Annotated in this window: 14 protein-coding genes; 13 read left to right on the top strand and 1 reads right to left on the bottom strand. The window is 46.7% G+C overall.

Features of this window, described 5'->3' with window-relative positions:
* The first annotated feature begins 51 nt into the window (after nucleotides 1-51).
* The 4 genes from ACUC6J_RS18095 to ACUC6J_RS18080 all read left to right on the top strand — a co-directional run bounded on the left by ACUC6J_RS18095 (nucleotide 52) and on the right by ACUC6J_RS18080 (nucleotide 5,006).
* Nucleotides 52-1,713, top strand: a complete 1,662-nt coding sequence (locus ACUC6J_RS18095) for a sensor histidine kinase (protein WP_016818665.1) — start codon at nucleotides 52-54, stop codon at nucleotides 1,711-1,713.
* A complete protein-coding gene (locus tag ACUC6J_RS18090) occupies nucleotides 1,710-2,474 on the top strand; it encodes a LytR/AlgR family response regulator transcription factor (protein WP_044787231.1) in 765 nt (254 codons plus the stop codon). Before ACUC6J_RS18095 ends, ACUC6J_RS18090 begins: the two co-directional genes overlap by 4 nt.
* A 189-nt stretch (nucleotides 2,475-2,663) precedes the next feature.
* Nucleotides 2,664-3,917 carry an L-lactate MFS transporter gene (locus ACUC6J_RS18085; RefSeq protein WP_017426752.1) on the top strand — a complete coding sequence of 418 codons (1,254 nt, stop codon included), beginning with the start codon at nucleotides 2,664-2,666 and terminating at the stop codon, nucleotides 3,915-3,917.
* A 177-nt stretch (nucleotides 3,918-4,094) separates the two neighbouring features.
* Nucleotides 4,095-5,006, top strand: a complete 912-nt coding sequence (locus ACUC6J_RS18080) for a serine/threonine protein kinase (protein WP_019688284.1) — start codon at nucleotides 4,095-4,097, stop codon at nucleotides 5,004-5,006.
* Between the two features lie 40 nt (nucleotides 5,007-5,046).
* Here the strand turns inward: ACUC6J_RS18080 and ACUC6J_RS18075 are convergent, their stop codons facing one another.
* Nucleotides 5,047-7,149: a vWA domain-containing protein gene (locus tag ACUC6J_RS18075; protein ID WP_447249237.1), complete on the bottom strand. Its 2,103-nt coding sequence runs from the start codon at nucleotides 7,147-7,149 to the stop codon at nucleotides 5,047-5,049.
* Nucleotides 7,150-7,774: 625 nt separating this feature from the next.
* On the opposite strand from ACUC6J_RS18075, the gene ACUC6J_RS18070 reads away from it, so the two are divergent.
* From ACUC6J_RS18070 to ACUC6J_RS18030, 9 genes are all read left to right on the top strand, one after another.
* Nucleotides 7,775-9,943, top strand: coding sequence for a hypothetical protein (locus ACUC6J_RS18070; protein WP_025365581.1), 2,169 nt, complete (start codon nucleotides 7,775-7,777; stop codon nucleotides 9,941-9,943).
* Between the two features lie 119 nt (nucleotides 9,944-10,062).
* Nucleotides 10,063-10,488 (top strand): hypothetical protein, encoded by a 426-nt coding sequence (locus ACUC6J_RS18065; protein ID WP_007431573.1) that lies wholly within the window; start codon nucleotides 10,063-10,065, stop codon nucleotides 10,486-10,488.
* A 130-nt stretch (nucleotides 10,489-10,618) separates the two neighbouring features.
* Nucleotides 10,619-11,068, top strand: coding sequence for a DnaJ domain-containing protein (locus ACUC6J_RS18060; protein ID WP_447249236.1), 450 nt, complete (start codon nucleotides 10,619-10,621; stop codon nucleotides 11,066-11,068).
* Between the two features lie 32 nt (nucleotides 11,069-11,100).
* Nucleotides 11,101-11,649 (top strand): FHA domain-containing protein, encoded by a 549-nt coding sequence (locus ACUC6J_RS18055; protein ID WP_447249235.1) that lies wholly within the window; start codon nucleotides 11,101-11,103, stop codon nucleotides 11,647-11,649.
* 64 nt (nucleotides 11,650-11,713) lie between these two features.
* The gene (locus tag ACUC6J_RS18050; protein WP_025365579.1) at nucleotides 11,714-12,241 is read left to right on the top strand and encodes an FHA domain-containing protein; all 528 of its coding nucleotides are present in this window, start codon (nucleotides 11,714-11,716) and stop codon (nucleotides 12,239-12,241) included.
* Nucleotides 12,242-12,276: 35 nt separating this feature from the next.
* Nucleotides 12,277-13,107 carry a PP2C family protein-serine/threonine phosphatase gene (locus ACUC6J_RS18045; protein ID WP_025676108.1) on the top strand — a complete coding sequence of 277 codons (831 nt, stop codon included), beginning with the start codon at nucleotides 12,277-12,279 and terminating at the stop codon, nucleotides 13,105-13,107.
* Nucleotides 13,108-13,129: 22 nt separating this feature from the next.
* On the top strand, nucleotides 13,130-15,007 hold the full coding sequence (locus ACUC6J_RS18040; RefSeq protein WP_447249234.1) for a serine/threonine protein phosphatase: 1,878 nt from the start codon (nucleotides 13,130-13,132) through the stop codon (nucleotides 15,005-15,007).
* Nucleotides 15,008-15,053: 46 nt separating this feature from the next.
* Nucleotides 15,054-16,373, top strand: a complete 1,320-nt coding sequence (locus ACUC6J_RS18035; RefSeq protein WP_430209791.1) for a normocyte-binding protein — start codon at nucleotides 15,054-15,056, stop codon at nucleotides 16,371-16,373.
* Nucleotides 16,370-17,059, top strand: coding sequence for a hypothetical protein (locus ACUC6J_RS18030; protein WP_016818675.1), 690 nt, complete (start codon nucleotides 16,370-16,372; stop codon nucleotides 17,057-17,059). Before ACUC6J_RS18035 ends, ACUC6J_RS18030 begins: the two co-directional genes overlap by 4 nt.
* The last annotated feature ends 14 nt before the right edge of the window (nucleotides 17,060-17,073 follow it).

The following is a 17,073-nucleotide window of genomic DNA, read 5'->3' as shown; positions in this document are numbered from 1 at the left end:
TTAGTAACACAACTATGTAGCCATATCCGTTTTTATTTGGGAGGAACGCATGTGAACGCCTTGCTGGAAATGCTGATGCAGCTCTTTGAGCGCGCAGCATTGTTGCTGATTTGTTTGTTTTTTATTACACGTATCCCCCGATTTAAGGAAACCTTGCAGAAGAACAGTCATTCTCCGGCAGAGCTGACTTTACTAACATTGATTTTCTGTATGTTTGCCCTGTTTGGTACCTACACCGGGATTGAAGTTGAAGGCTCGCTGGTTAACGTTCGAATCATTGCAATTATGGCGGGCGGTATTTTGTTCGGACCCTGGGTTGGGATCATTACAGGTATTGTATCGGGGATCCATCGTTATCTAATTGATATCGGGGGAGTGACCTCGATTCCGTGTTTGATTACAAGTATTCTGGCAGGTGTGGTGTCAGGATATATCGGCCGCCGGGTCAATCGTTCCAAGAGATGGCTGGTCGGCATCGCTGCAGGTATGGTCTGTGAAGCGTTGACGATGCTGCTCATTCTGGTGATGGCAGAACCTCACGGCCTTGGTGTGGACATCGTTTCCAAGATCGGTCTACCGATGATTATCGGAGAGGTCAGTATCGGTTTAATCGTTCTATTGATCCAAAGTGTAGAGGGGGAAAAGGAGAATATCGCAGCAAGACAGGCCAAGCTGGCATTGGATATTGCCAACAAGACGTTGCCTTATTTTCGTTCGATTAATGCGGAATCCTTGCATACGATTTGCTCGATTATAAAAGAAGACATCAAGGCAGACGCGGTGGCGATTACGGATACCCGAGATGTACTGGCTTACGTCGGATTTGGCGAAGAACGCTATCATATCGGGGATGAAATTATTAGCGATGTGACTAAATCGACGATCCGCAGTGGTAAAATCACGATCCGCAACCATATTGCTGACGACAAAACGCCCCAAATCCAGTCTCTGCTCATTATCCCGTTAGAGGAGCGGGGAGAAGTAACCGGAACCCTAAAGATTTACTACCGAAAAGCTTATAAAATCACGTATCCGTTGCAGACGATGGCGATTGGCTTGTCTCAGATCATTTCCACGTTAATGGAAGTGTCGCGTGTGGAGCAAATTAAGGAAGCGGCGAATAAGGCCGAGTTAAAGGCACTCCAGACGAAGATCAACCCTCATTTTCTGTTCAACGCGTTGAATGCCATTGCCTCAACGACGCGCACCAAACCGGATAAGGCGCGAGAGCTGATTATCAATTTGTCAGGCTATCTGCGTTATAATTTGGAGCTGAATGATGATTTGATCGAAATTCACAAGGAGCTTCAACAGGTGTCGGATTACGTAGAAATTGAAAAAGCTCGCTTCGGCAATCGGCTTCAGGTGGAGTATGTAATGGATGAGGTGTCCGTGCGTATTCCGAGCCTAATTATCCAGCCCCTAGTTGAGAATGCGATTAATCATGGAATCCTCAAGAAAAAAGGGCCAGGTACAGTAACCATTTCTGTAAAAGACCGTGGCGAAAAGGTGCGTATTTCTGTAGCTGATACCGGGGTGGGTATACGCGACGATGTAGTGGATAACCTATATCATGATCAAGTTCCGGCTAAACAGATCGGCTTGTACAATGTGCACAGAAGACTCAAGCTTATGTACGGTGAAGGAGTCATTATTCTTAAACATGATCCGGGCACCGAAGTATATTTTGACATACCAAAGGAGAAGTCATGAAGGCCATAATTGTAGAAGACGAACTTCCAGCGCGTGAAGAGCTGGAGTATCTTATTCAGACTCATAGCAACATTGAGGTGACCGATAGTTTTGAGGATGGGCTGGATGTGTTCCGGTTTCTGCAAGATCAGGAGACGGATGCGATCTTTCTGGACATTAACATTCCTTCATTGGACGGGATGCTATTGGCACAGAACATTAGCAAATTTGCTAAAAAGCCCTATATTATTTTTACGACCGCCTATAAAGAACATGCGGCGCAGGCTTTTGAACTGGAGGCGTTCGACTACATTCTCAAGCCATATGATGAAAAACGGATCGCATCCATGCTGCATAAGCTCGAAAATGCTTATGAGCAGCGAAACGCTCAAATACAGGAACCTGTCCAGGCTGGGCAACCCCGAGCTGCTGAAACCAGTACCGTTGCTGCTCCGGGGCGTATTAATCTGCTGAAAAATGACAAAATTATCGTAACGGATGCAAACGATATTTACTATGCGTGTGCGCAGGAAAAGGTAACTCGTGTCTTTACAAGGCACGAAGAATATACGATGCCGATGAGCATTTCGGAATTTCATGCCCGCCTGCCGCAGCAGGACTTCTTTCGCTGTCACCGATCGTATACGGTTAATCTGTCGCAAATCCGTGAAATTGTACCTTGGTTCAATCATACGTATCTCCTGCGCTTGCGTGGACTAGAAGCAGAAATTCCGGTGAGTCGCAGTAAGGCCAAGGAGTTTCGGCAAATTATGCGACTTTAAAGGCATTTCATTCCGCTATATGTGCATTTCATTCCTCAAACGATTTCTGGCTGACATGCAGGGTTATAATAACCGTGTAAACAGAATCCTTACAGAATTGCTCTTTCATAGGCGCAAAGCGTATTGGATTCACGGTTATCATCATAACAATTGGATGCTGTAGAGCCGGAATGAAAAGAGGAGATCAATATGAAATCAAACAGCGGAAATCGCCTGCTGGTCGTACTGGGAACGATTATTGTCCAGATGGGTTTAGGTACCATTTATACATGGAGTTTATTTAATCAACCGTTGGTGGACCGCTTTGGCTGGAACCTCAGTTCGGTCGCTATTACCTTTTCAATTACCAGTTTTGCACTGGCGTTTGCTACATTATTTGCAGGCAAGCTACAGGATAAATGGGGACTTCGTCGTCTGATTTTGTGTGCAGGTGTCGTGTTAGGGGCAGGGCTCATGCTCAGTTCACAGGTAACTTCGTTATCCCTGCTGTACATTTTGGCAGGTATTGTCGTAGGTTTTGCGGATGGAACGGCATATATTACATCACTGTCAAATCTGATTAAATGGTTTCCCGAGAAGAAAGGACTTATCTCCGGTATTTCAGTTGGGGCTTACGGAACAGGCAGTCTGATATTCAAGTATATTAACGGTTCGCTGATTCAGTCTGTTGGCGTATCGCAGGCATTTTTGTATTGGGGTATCATCGTGCTGATCATGATCGTCGGTGGTTCTTTCCTGGTGAAAGAAGCAGTAGTTGTGAACAAACCTTCGGAACAAAATGGGGCTGTACAGCGGGACTATACCGTTAAAGAAATGCTGCGCACCAAGCAGGCATACCTGCTGTTCGTCATGTTCTTTACCGCTTGTATGAGTGGTCTCTACCTGATCGGAGTGGTCAAAGATATCGGTGTACGGATGGCTGGCTTGGATGTAGCAACAGCTGCCAATGCGGTCGCTATGGTCGCTATTTTCAACACGGCGGGTCGGATTATATTAGGTGCGCTATCGGACAAGGTAGGTCGTCTGAAAGTGGTAGCAGGTGCACTTTTAACAACAGCAGTTGCAGTTACAGTACTGAGTCTGGTACCCCTGAATTTTGGTTTGTTCTTTGCCTGTGTAGCGGGAATTGCTTTTTGCTTCGGTGGCAATATTACCGTCTTTCCTGCCATCGTAGCTGATTTCTTCGGTCTGAAGAACCAAAGCAAAAACTATGGTATTGTGTATCAGGGCTTTGGCCTTGGTGCGCTGGCGGGGTCATTTATCGCTGCCTTGCTCGGCGGATTTATCCCGACCTTTACCACAATTGCTGTGCTGTGCGTCGTATCGTTCCTGATTGCCCTCACCATTCGCACTCCAGAACAAGGTAAAGGCAAACTGCGCAGCGAACGGAAGAAAAACACCAACGGTGTACGCAGTATGAAGCCAGGTACAAAATTAGGTTAAACGATTTGAGAAAATAGGACCAGATGAATGCCAAAAGACCTGTCATCATTTCTCTAAGGGAGATTATGGCAGGTTATTTGTTTTTCCAATAACCTGATTTACGGTATAATAAAAAGACGTGTAATAAGCCGATATATACAAAAGACATAAGCTAAGAACCTGACAGGAGGACGAGTCATGATCGTGGATACAAGCGGGAATCTGCTTGCCCGCAATACGAAGCTGCGAAATACATATCAAATTCGAAGCGCCTTGTCCCGCAGTGAGCTGGCCATCGTGTATACGGCAAGGCTGTTGGATAACCGAGAAAAGGTGATTGTAAAGGAATTTTTTCCGAATGCGCTGGCTTTGCGGGGGATGGATCGAAAAACGGTCACTTGTAGCGCTTCTATGCAATCCAAATATGTAGAGTTTATGCATTATTTCTTGCGTGAAGGGCAAATGTTGAAGGAATTAAATCATCCGGGGGTTGTCGGTTATATAGATCACTTTGAGGAAAATGGAACTGCTTATCTGGTCATGGAATACTGTGCAGGCAAGACGCTGGATCGAATGATGCAAGAAGAGGCTGTGCCAACGTCTGATCCTACTTTTTTGTACCAAACGCTGCTGCCATTAATTGATGCCTTGGAGTATATACACAACAAAGGAATTATTCATCGGGACATTAAGCCAGGCAATATTATGGTTGGGGAACATGGCAACATCAAGCTGATTGATTTTGGCTCTGCTGTGCATTTCGAAGGCAAGGAGCATCCGATCTTCACGACGGCAGGCTATTCTCCGCTGGAATTTTACTCTAACCGTTCGCGGCAGGGACCTGTGTCGGATATTTATAGCTTGGCCGCCACGCTGTATTATTGCCAAAAAGGATCACCTCCACCGGACGTGCCAGGCAGATTATTTGCAGATCGGACCGAACGGATTCGGATCGAAAATGCAGGGATTTCACTACTGCCGTACGTGATTCGGCGTGGTCTGGAGGTACAGGCTAACAAGCGTTGCCGCTCACTTCGATGGTTTAAAGCCGCACTACGTGCGGAATATTGGATAAAAAAAGGGAAGCGCCCTACTCTTACGGTTCGTTAATCGTAAGAGACGGTGCTTCTCTTTTTTATTCCGACGGGCGTTATCCTGTCGGAGCTTGAATATGGTCGGTGTACAGTGAAGTGTTCGGCTTAATCGCCTTGTACCGCAGCTCAATTTCAGTGACGCCGTCCTCAAATGTGATGTACAGTTTATCACCATACGCCATGACCGCTTTTTTGTTACGGCTCAATCTGATTTTTCCATGCTGCAGGGCGCAACGTGTATCATGTTTCACGATCAGAGTCCCTTTTTTACCTGCGGAAAATAGGATTCGTTCCGCTTCTGGTAATGGTTCGTGAACGTCAAGCGTACGGAATAACTCCTGCAAGCTGACCTTATGACCCGGAAAGGAGGTCAGCGGCCAAGATTTTACCGGAATCTCCTGTCCACTCGCTGTAGCGAGAAAATATCCTTCGATTCTTCCAGCAAACTGCGGCTTCGGTCGCAAGAACCAATACAGAAGAGCAGCTATCACAATGCTGATGGCTATCGTCCATTTAATGGCTGTATACCGGGATTGGACTGAAACGGTCAGTGTAGCGCTACTGGATGCACCTTCTGGATCGGTAGCGGTAATCTTTAGCTTCGTGTCACCTGTGTGAAGCTTGGATAGCAGCAGATCATTACCGTTAATCTCGGCATTAATTGTATCCTCAGAGGCTCCTGAATCCAGCTTATAATTCAGCTTGTCATGATTGGGATCAACAATAAAATCCTCTAAACTTCGACGGGAATCACCGTCTTCTTTTACCAGATGTATCGTCAGGTCTTTTAAAGCTTGTGGTGCTGCATTGGTGGCGTGAACTTTATGTACAATTCCCTTACGGTACCACTGCGGACTATCCAGAGATAGCTGCCATGTATAATCACCCGTTTGTGGGAACGCATATTCGGTATGAAAGGCTCCTGACTTATAGGTCATAGGCACCTTTTTAGCTGTACCGCCTTTTACAGGGGTAACTATAATATGGGCTTGAAGAGATGTATATACGGCCTCATCTGTAAGATTTTGGCCATCCGGTAACAGGAGCTGAGCTTGAAATGGTGTCGCTTGTCCCTTCAGCAATTGCATAGGCTTGTCGCCATGAGTTGCTGTTGTTTGCGTTCCTCCTATAGTAGCTTCAGCTTCCAGTCGGTAGCTGCCAAGTAAATTGATTTTAACCAAATCTCCGCGTATGCCCCGTAATTTCAACTTCACTTTACCTGCTTGTGGATGCTCAATTTTCAAAATTGCATATCGGCTCGACTTGTACCTACGGACATTTTCTGAATTGGAGTATAGCTGGGTTTCCAGCAGGGGATGCTCCGACAAAAGCACCAGATTGGCTTCCTCCATACTAGAGTCCGGTAGAGTCACCGTTAATTCTTGCATCTCGCCAGTGGTCGTAATTGCAGCAACTGGAACGAGTTTGGAGCGAATTTGACTGGCAAAAATACGATTCAGAATTTCCGGCAGATCCTCAGCACTACTCGTAATAAAAGAAGCTCCTCCCGTTTGAGAAGCGATCCGTTCGAGTTCTTGCCGGTTTACCGTGCCATCATGGTTCAGGCCAATCGTATACACCGGGTATCCCTTGTTCTGTGCAGATTTGATGACAGAGGATACATCGTTATTCGAGTCACCCTTGGACCGAGAACCAGAAGAGGCACCAAAATCAGTCTCTCCATCTGACAATAAAATCATAAAAGGCTGACGCCCTTGGGATGCTCCGGCAGCTAGCAGTTCTGAGCCTTTACGCAGCCCAAGTCCCAAATCTGTATAGCCAGAACGGTTCAACATTCTGATTTCCTGCTGAATTTGCGATTTTTGCGCTGCCACGCCAATCGAGGTAAGTGGTTTTGAGGCGACAACATGATGGTTGTAGGCGACGAAACCTACGCGTGTACGGTCTGCATCACTTAAGTCCATAAACATACTAATGACTTCGGCGGCAATACCCTCGGGATCCGTGTCTCTCATGGAATAGCTGGTATCCAGTACAAAAACAGCATCGTAACCCTCAATCGGAGCAGTCCCCGAAGATGCTGCATTAGCCTGATTTACAGTGCAAATGACCCCGTTTAAGCTCATTTGGAAAAATAGTACAAAAGTCATGAAAATGATAATTCCTAGTTTCCTTATTCTGAACATAAGCTCCTCCATCGGCGAGACCAATGTGGGCGTGCCAACTCTCCTAATCCTTGGGATATAAGGGATAAAGGATCAAAACAGCTGAAAACCCTCACATTAGCCATGAATTTGATACTTTTACGCTTATCAGAAATATCCAATGAACTTCTATCGGCAATTGGATTCCATTTGTGAATATTTCCCTGAAGAAACAGGTCTAACATATCATAAAAATTACGTAATCACGCATAAAATGAGCCAAAATGCCCTATTTCAATCTGAGACTACAGAAATTGACAAAACTAAAGGGTGCTTTGTATGATAGCTCTCGTATCAACGGCAAAAATTGGGATTGAAGTTAGGAATACGAAATCATAAATTTGAAGTTTCTGTGTTATATGATTTTTGATTTTGAATTTTATCTCATTTGAATGCCTTGCCGTTAAAAGCCGAATAGCGCTTCGGACCGATTTTCGAGGTTATATGCCTGTACCGTAAATGTGGTATAAGCTCAATCCTTTGACGAATTTAAATGTTAAGTAGGGGGGAGGAGGCAAATGAACTAAAAATGAATATTCGTCCGTTTCAAATTGGACATCCCATGTCCGAATATGGAGCAATGGACCTATACTCAAACTTTATTCATTTGTCGACAGCGATGGAAATCATTTATCAAACCAACCGGACAATGCTTTTTGAAGAGATTAACCCGGAAAAGCTGGACCTGATCACCATTGTAGGTGATGTGAAGGGTATCGACAGCTTGAGCGATGAGAAGATCAAGGAAATTAATCAGCACCTTCTGGTGCGCAGCTTTGACGAATTTTTGGATAAGTTTTCACCGACCGTGTATTCATTTTTTAACGCGGCCAATCAAAAGGTCGTCTACACCCTTAAAAAGCCTGAGGGAATTGATGAGGATAGCATTTCTGAAATTCGTATTAATCAAAGCAATGATTTTCTGAAAATGTTGTTTACGCTCATTGATACTAAGCGCAGTCAAGGTATCACCAATGTAGATTTCAAATTCGAAAATCTGTTGGATATGATTTCACCGAAAAAGGTTATGGACGATATTCGTCAAGTCCGCAAAGAAATTCACTATATGTACGGTGAATACGACAAGCTGGATGATGGCGATCCGAAGAAACTCGATATGGGTGACAAGCTGAATGCCATGTTCGAGGAAGCGAGCCAGAACTATAACAACGTTATGGCTATGCTGCCACTGGCCATTGAGGACATCAAAACCCGACTTCTGCTCGGTGGGGCCCAAGAGGAAAACGCCGGTGAGTTGATCCAGGTGGGTATGCTCTCCATTGGGGAAAGCGGCGAACTGAAAATTATTGAAGCGCCGAAGAGCGAAAGTACTGAACTGATGCTGTTGGATGAGAACAGCACTGGCGATCTCTCCCAAGTATTCGAAGAAGATTACAACTCTATTACAGATACGCCTTCTGACTATGTAAAAGACTTGGTGGTTCGCACGTTTGTGCCACTGCCAGCTGTTCAGACCAAGGTTGACACAGCGGTTGAAGTTCAGAACTACAACACGTATCTGGAGTTCTATAAAAATGCCAAGGATGATTTCGTAAAGGCGGTTAAGCCGCTGGTAGAAAAAATCCTCGGTGTCAAAATGTTCTTCGATCAATATGCGACGAAGAGCAAAGGGATGCTGCCGACAATGCTGGTAGCGAATAACAAGCTGGACATGCTGGTGAAAAGTAGCAATATCCCGCGTCTGGAAACGTACCTGAACACCGTAAATGCCAAAAATGAATTCAGCGACACCATCTGGTTCGGGATCGTTCCATCTATCGAGCTTGAAGCAGCCGGTAAGGTAAAAGTTTCTCGTGAACGCTTTAAGGGCAACGAGAAGGTCGTAAAGCAGGGCGGAAATTCGATGGAATCGCTTTCGATGCTGCTGCAAGTCGTGAAGGATTACAAAATTCAAATGTTCTTTAACTTTGAATCCGGTGAAGAGACGACCTTCAACAGTATGGCGACAGCAGGCATCGATAAATATGTCGATAAATGCGCCAGTCTTGTACGCAGAGAATATAGCGAATTTGCGATTCCTTGTGTACCGAACTTTACCATTATTCCGAAGGATAAATCGGGTGTCATTATTGATAGCAAAATGCTACAGACCGAAGACGGTGTGCAGCTCTCCAAGGAAAAAGAAGATATTCTCAAGCTGTGGATCGAGGGCGTATATGTGGGCGCTGCCTATGTGGCCGCTGGCTTGGTCGCTTCCTATCAATGTCCTGAATACCTGCGTGAGACGTTCAAAACGGTCAATAAAAACTTCCCGGGTGTACGCTTCGACATTGAAGCTGGAGACAACAGTCTGCGCACGGTGACGACGATGGCCAAGGAAATCACTGGGTTCACCAACACGATCAAGGATGCCATCAACCGTAAAAACTTTGGCTTTGTATTCTCGTCCGAGAATGCTCAGATTCAGGATAAGGATATCCGCCGGATTACTGTCTACAAGGCAAGAAGCATGGCGATGTCCGAGGACGGCTTTGACTCCATCTACAAAACGCTGGTCAGCACGTACATTGAACGTATTTTGCGCTACCAAACAGGTGACTTCAAGCACGAAAATATCGTCCGCTTCTTTAGTAACAATCCGAGCAGCCAGAAGAGCAAGTGGCTGAGCAGCAGAGGATCTGTGAACTCGATCATTCAGGACGGAGATGATATGAGCTTCATTATTGACGAAAAAAGCAATATGTGTCATATCGATCTGGTCTTCAATGGTAATGTGAAGAACCTGGAAGTCATGATCACTAAGGGAACCAGCTCGGTCAAATCATGATCCGAGCACTACGAAAGATGGTAGAGGCGTTTCTATCCAGAACCGCCTTTATACATAAATCGCGGAGAAGCCCTGCTTCTTCCGCCAGCATTTTACCTAATATCAAGGAGGCAACACACATGGGATTCAGATTGAAAGTAGAAGGACAAGAAACAATCGAGCTGGGCTTGGATAACATCCAAACGGTTATTTATGACACCGATACACCGGACGATTCCAATGCACGCTCCACTGACGTAGGCTCCACGCTGCGCATCAGCGGTAAAATCATCACAGCAGTAGATGGTGACAGCGCGGATGACACGCTGAAACTGGCTTTGTGGTCTCTGGTTCCTGCTGAAAAAGCAGACAGCTACCGTAAAGTAACACTGGAAGTTATCGCAGCCGATCAAGTGGTGCGTAAAATCTACTTCCCGAATGCTTTCGTTGTAGACTACAACGAGCACTTCGGCGACACAGAAGGTGTAGGTGCGTTTACACTCTACATCAAACAAAAGAAAGACAAAACCGAGTTGGCTACCATCGACGGCGGATATCCGGTTTAAGCTTAACGTCTTAACGTTAAGCGTAGCTTAAACACACACTCACCCGGGGCATACGTGAAGGGTGGATAAATATTAAGAGGCCTACGGGTCTCTTAATATTTATTTTTTTCGGAGAGGGGAACATCAGACAATGACCAACTACTATGAGCTGCTCGGTGTCAGCCGGGATGCTTCGGAGGCAGAGATTAAGCAAGCTTACCGTAAACTGGCCAAAAAGTATCATCCTGATACCAACCAGGGAAGCGAGGAAGCAACGCGCAAGTTCAAGCTGATTCACGAGGCTTACAATACCTTGCGTGACGAAGCATTGCGGCAGGCATACGATGCTGAGCTCATCCGAAAAGCTACGGGAACTAGCGGAGAACAGCAAGATAAAGCGAGAGGGGCAGCACCTTCAGGCGGTACGCATAGGACAGCTAAAGGATTCAATCCGGCTGACATAGGCACTGATTTTGAGCAATTTTTCGGCTTTCATCCGAAAACGAAGGAGGGCTCACCAGGGAAAAAAACGAAAAAATCCGGTGATCCGACGGATACCTCAGCCATGTTCAACCAATTTTTTGGTATTCGTAAAAAGTGATGATTTCAGGATAGAAACGGGGGAAGCAAGCAGTGAAAACGGCGCAGAGCAGATGGGTTTTCATCATAGATGTTGCCATGTTCGGGCTGATGCTGGCGATCGCCTTTTATGTGTTTAATCGTACAGGCTACAGCGGTTTGAAGACTGTGGTCGCGATAGGTATTGGGATTAGCGTGCTTGTATACATACTGCGCAATCTGGTGTCCGTGGTACCTGTGCCCAAGCCAAAGGCAGAGCGTAAACGGATTGCCAAGCTGGTGTTGATTGATGAAGAGGGTGAGTCTGTTAAAGAATGGTACATCGAAAGCGAAACATCATTGTTAATCGGCAAAACAACATCACGCTCTGAGGCAGATATTGATTTAGCAGGTACAGATTATGCTTCCTTGGTAAGTGTGGAGCATGCGGTACTCAACCGGGTAAACAGCGACTGGTTTGTGGAGGATGTGGATTCCGGCAACGGTACCGGGCTACGGTCTGCGAACGAAAGTGTCACCAAAAAACTGGAAAGTGGCGAACCTTACCGAATTTACTCAGGAGATTTGTTATATATTGCCAATACTAGGCTGCTCGTTAAATAGAAGAAATTGCATAACACGTAGATCGCTGTAAAGACAATCAAGACAATGGGGGAAGGAACCGACTATGAGTTTGACAAGATGCCCGAACGGACACATGTTCAGTACACGAAAGCACGGAAATACGTGTCCTTATTGTAATTCGGTAGTAAATATAGCCGCACCCAAGAGCGCGGAACCAGCAGCGAAAACAAACGTTGCGGGAGACGATGACAAAACCATGCCGTATTTAGGCGAGACGGTAGGGATTCACCCGGTAACCGGATGGCTGGTATGTATCGAAGGAGCACAGGTGGGTCAGGACTATCGCATTATGGCAGAAAAAAACTTTATCGGGCGCGCAGAGGAAATGCATGTCCGTATTATCGGAGACAACACGATTTCCCGCAGAAATCATGCGGTCATTGTGTATGATCCGAAGAAACGCAACTTTTACTTGCTGCCAGGCGATTCGTCAGGCTTGGCGTATCACAATAACGAGGCGGTATATTCACCAGTGGAGCTGGCTGCTTATGACGTGATTCAGCTCGGACGCAGCAAATTTATCTTTATTCCGCTGTGCGGCGCTCATTTCGAGTGGGATAACGAAAATTAGAACGGAAGTGGGCAATGGTGCAGGGAGGTAACGAGATGCAGCCTTATTTTGTTGTATGTGGAGCTGCGGTGCTGTTCGCTGTTCTTCTCATCATCCGTATACGACTGACGCGAAGTTCCGGCAGCCGTACCGTGAGTGGAATTGAGATTGGAAATGGTCAAACGATCGGGAGCCGGAGCGAGCAGGATGATTATTTCTCCAGTATGACCACCCCTGTGGGTACGCTGGCTGTTGTTGCAGACGGGATCAGTGGGCTGGCTAATGGACGTATGTCCAGTACCTTGGCTGTGACGACTTTTACGAAGGCATTTGCCAAGTTAGAAGATGCAACGAATTTGAACGGATATTTTGCAGAGGCTGCAACCCAAAGCAATCGCGGTATTTTGCAAAATTTGAATGGGCAGGGCGGGGGAACGACGCTCGCGGCGGTCATTGTGTGCGGCTATCAGCTGTATTACGGAGCGGTGGGCGACAGCTTGATTACAATTTACCGCAATGGTCACTTTCAGACAGTCAATTCCAAGCATACAGCGGAAACACTGCTGGAAGAACGAGTGCTTGCTGGACAAATGACCTCAGAGGAAGCTAAAACGAGTCCTGTACGCAATCAACTGGTCAACTACTTGGGTTATGAAGGCTTTGAGAGCATGGAACTGGGGAATGCACCGATTCGCCTGTATTCGGGTGATTATGTGCTGCTGTGCAGTGATGGCATTCAGGAGGCGCTGACTGAGATTGAGCAGGAAGAGATCATGCGCAAGGGCGGAACACCGCAGGAAATGGCGGATGCCATGATCGACACCATTAACGATAAAGGGTTTAAAAGTCAGGATAATGCGACAGTGCTTATTTTGGCGATAGGATGAAACAAGAAAGACGGGGGTAGCGATGCGCAAGGACAACAGCGATTTTAGTACCGCCTTTGTGTCGGAAGCGGGCTCTTATATAGATAACCGGGACTATTTTGCATTCATGGAGACGGACGACATGGCCTGTTATGTCCTCGCAGACGGTCTGGATTCGGATCAGGAGCTGCGCAGCGCAGAAATGGTAGTCAAAACGGTGCTGGAAAACTTTATGGAGAAGCCTTCCATGTCCAAGCGGCGTTTGATGAGAGATCTGCGTGAAGCGCAGGAATGGCTGCAATTTGAAAGCCGTCGTGTCCGGCTTAAGGCCAGTCTACTGATGGTAGTGACCAACTACAACAAAATGGTGTACGTTTCGTGCGGTAATGTGCGGCTATATCATTTTCGCAATGGAAGGCTTAATTTTCGTAGTAAGGATCATAGCCTGGCTCAGTCACTGGCAGATGATGGTCGTATTCCAGACGAAGCGACCAGTACACACGAGGAACGGGGGAATCTGCTGGAATACTTGGGGAATCCGAATGGGGTTCATGCCCATTACGCCAAAAAGACACAGCTTGCAGATGGAGATGTCATGCTGCTCGCTACATCTGGGATGTGGGAGGACGTTGAACTGGCGGAAATGCTGGGTGCGCTGGAGGAAGCGAAGGACCCGGGTATGCTGACGGATACGTTGGAAGAGGTCCTGCTGAGCAAACAGCGCCGGACGGTGAATAATTACACGGCTGCCGCCATTTATGTAAACAAAGTTTTCCAGGAAAAGCCTAAAAACCGTCGTAAGCTGATCAAACGGATTTTGATTGCGTTGCTCGCCTTTGTAATCGTGGGCGGAGGAGCATGGATTACACTGGCGCGTATGGCTGCGAACAAAGCGGCTGCGCTGGAAACGATGATCGAATCGGCTCAGGCTGCGGATGATTATGCAAGAGCTGGTGATTATGCAAAAGCGCTCAAATCCTACAGTGAAGCGAAAAACGCGGCAGTTAAGATTAATGATAAAATTCACAAGCGGTTGTACACGGCAGAGCAGAAAGTATCTCAATTGATGGTCGACGGAGACGGTTATGTGGAAAAGGCCGATTTTACCAAAGCTGAAGCCAGCTACGATAAAGCACGGAAAAGCGCCGGGCTATATCCACCATTTAATGTGAAGGACATTGAGCATAAAATCGACCAACTGGACAGCTATGCCGAGACGGCGAGCTGGATGAAGGACGGAGATTTAAAATTCCAGGGTGGCGATTACACAAATGCACTCAAGCTGTACAAAAAAGCAAATAAGGCTGCGATGAAATCCGGCTATACGTCCGCGCAAAAAGAGCTGGAGAAGAAGATTACAGAGACCAATGATAAATTGACAGCTATTCAGCAGCAGCTCAAGGAGATTCAAGCTGGCAAGCTTCAGGCCAAAGGGGATCGGCTGATGAAAGATCTCGATTATGAAGGGGCCATTGATGCTTATAGCGGGGCACAGGAGATTTATCAGGAGATTGATAAGCTCGAAAGTGTTCTGGCGCTGGAGCGGAGCATAGCCAAGGCGGAGGAAAAGCAGAGCGCGGAGCAGCAGAAAAATGGGCAGCTTCCTGCTGGATTGGGATTGTCTGACGGAGTGTTGAACGACACAGATGCTGGAGACGCAGCGAGTGAAGCTTCATCTTCCGCTGCGGCAACCTCTGCCACAGCATCGCAAGCGAAGGCTGCGCCGACGGCTTCAGCGGGTCCTACGCCCGCGAAGAGGGAAGCCTCTCCGACTGCAAAAAGTGGTGGTACGGGGGATGGCAATGCCGCTTCGACCAAGGCGGACACCAGCAAAGAGCAAGGAACTGCTGATTCTGCTTCTAAAGCAGCCGGGGCGTCTAATTCAGAGAGTCAAGATCAGGCTGCTGCGAACGGGAAATAAGTTTTTATGTTCATTGAATGCTGGAGCCGGAAGGGAGTGAGACGTCGTGAAAGAGCTGGTACAAGATCGTTTGAGCAAGATGGACGATTTAGAGCAGAGACGTTTACTGAAAAATATGATGGCGGGGGTATTTATGAACCTCGTCGAATATCAGGAAGAAATGACCCGCCAGCTAGAACGGCGGGTATTTGAGGAAATTGAGAATACAGAAGAAAAGTTTGATGTGTATGTGTCATTGACATCGCGTGAGGACTATGACCCGATTCATGAATTTTTATATCCTGTGTTGCCCTCCGATGCAGTAGAAAAACAGGTAGACATCAGTCGTGTGGCAGAGGTGGTGCGCGAAGGCGGGGAGATGCCGCTATTTACGCTTTTTCTCGGAATGGAGACCGAACAAATCTCGGCACTGGTACGCAGCAAACGAATTTTCTTAGGAATGCTGGTCACGGAAACTGCAAAATACCCGATTCGTTTTCGTCTGGAGCATAATCGTTCTTATATGTTGGAGATTGAGCAGTTGTATCATACATTTATGCAAAATGGCATGCCGTGGAAAACGATTAATCATCCATACGCTTATAAATTTGTGGACTGTGTATTGATTGGTGGGGACGGCGAGCCGGCCGCTCATGAAGAAATCCGTGAAATCTCGATTTCGTTGGAGGAATTCGACGTTTATAAGAAAGCCGATGTTTTTCCGCTGTGGAACATTGAAAGACTGGCTCTAAAGAACAGCGGTTTTCCTATACCAGCTATGGATCGTGTGAACTATGAGCATGTGCTGCCTTTGCGTAAAACAGGATCAGAGCATGGTTACCTGATTGACGGGACTGAAAGTGATATCCGCTATATCAAGCGGACAGAAGAGGAACTGACGATTGTCACACCACGTGATAAATCTGGCGAATGGAATGTGTTGAAGGTTACGAAACCATTTACAACCAAGCTTAGTCGTCAGACTTTTCCGGTATTGTCTAATCGGCGGCAGGACAGCTTTTTGGGTCGCTATGCAGGAAAACAGGCCGTGATTGTCCGGGCTAAAGCAGAGATCACGCGCATCGTCAATTCGTTTGAAGCGGCACAGGGGCTAGAGCTAGAGCGTGTGGACATCTGGGGAGGTGCAGGGCGAAATGATATAAGCAACCTTGTAACCAAAACTCAGACGTATCCGTTAAATCCGTTTGTCAGCGATAATGTACGGACAGAGGATGGCAAGCAGATCATGCGATTGGGGTTCAGACGTGGTTCTGAGAATATTTTGCCAACCGCACCTGCTTACATTTTATCCGATTTAATGAGCTTTCTGGTGTCGGAAGTGCAGATGTATTTTCCAGAGTACAAGTGTGAAGGAGAATGGGTGTGAATTACGTTTGGGATTTGCTCATGCGCGCAAGGAAACAGGGGCTGGATGTAGATAAATTCCGCTTCGTACCCGCTGTCAGCTATTCTCCGTATATGGAGCTTAGCTTGGCTGAGCTGAATACGTCCCATTTGGAGCAGGTAGTGGAGATTAATCCGTACTACCGCTTTTATTCTATTTTTCGGGATCTGTTTCCACCGGATGCAGCAGAGGATCTGGAGCTGAGAGAATCGCTATTTGATATTATGATGCATTTTCTGGCGGAGATCGATTTGTATCAAGGGATGAATCGGCGAGAGTATCATATAAGGTTTGTTCAGCGTGATATTGCGGATGGCATCTTTGGCCCGAAGGTAAAGGAAGCCTTTGGACAATTAAACCGTGAGGAACAGGACGCGATTGCTGAAGGGCTGCTGCGCCTGTACGAGACGGGGGAAGCTGTTCATCTGCTAAAACAAACGATGCGTCGCGTATTCCATCGCTCGATCATTTACACCAACTGTGAGGAAAAAGACGAACTACTCATATATATTGGCCAGGAGGAGACGATGCTGTCACGAATCAAAGTCGATCTGATTCTCGATTTGTTTCTTCCAGCACGGTTTACGACGGAATTGTATTGGACCAGTCATTTCGGCATTTTGGAGGAAGACCCTACGATGAAAATAGATGCTATCGCCCTCTATTAAGGCTAAATGGCTAA

It is taken from the genome of Paenibacillus sp. JJ1683, from assembly GCF_053006485.1.
This window is presented reverse-complemented; position numbering and strand designations above follow the sequence as displayed.

Coding starts and splice junctions, on each gene's coding strand:
- ACUC6J_RS18090 (WP_044787231.1), top strand. CDS start 1,710: ATGAAGGCCATAATTGTAGAAGACGAACTTCCAGCGCGTGAAGAGCTG.
- ACUC6J_RS18085 (WP_017426752.1), top strand. CDS start 2,664: ATGAAATCAAACAGCGGAAATCGCCTGCTGGTCGTACTGGGAACGATT.
- ACUC6J_RS18080 (WP_019688284.1), top strand. CDS start 4,095: ATGATCGTGGATACAAGCGGGAATCTGCTTGCCCGCAATACGAAGCTG.
- ACUC6J_RS18075 (WP_447249237.1), bottom strand. CDS start 7,149: ATGGAGGAGCTTATGTTCAGAATAAGGAAACTAGGAATTATCATTTTC.
- ACUC6J_RS18070 (WP_025365581.1), top strand. CDS start 7,775: ATGGAAATCATTTATCAAACCAACCGGACAATGCTTTTTGAAGAGATT.
- ACUC6J_RS18065 (WP_007431573.1), top strand. CDS start 10,063: ATGGGATTCAGATTGAAAGTAGAAGGACAAGAAACAATCGAGCTGGGC.
- ACUC6J_RS18060 (WP_447249236.1), top strand. CDS start 10,619: ATGACCAACTACTATGAGCTGCTCGGTGTCAGCCGGGATGCTTCGGAG.
- ACUC6J_RS18050 (WP_025365579.1), top strand. CDS start 11,714: ATGAGTTTGACAAGATGCCCGAACGGACACATGTTCAGTACACGAAAG.
- ACUC6J_RS18045 (WP_025676108.1), top strand. CDS start 12,277: ATGCAGCCTTATTTTGTTGTATGTGGAGCTGCGGTGCTGTTCGCTGTT.
- ACUC6J_RS18040 (WP_447249234.1), top strand. CDS start 13,130: ATGCGCAAGGACAACAGCGATTTTAGTACCGCCTTTGTGTCGGAAGCG.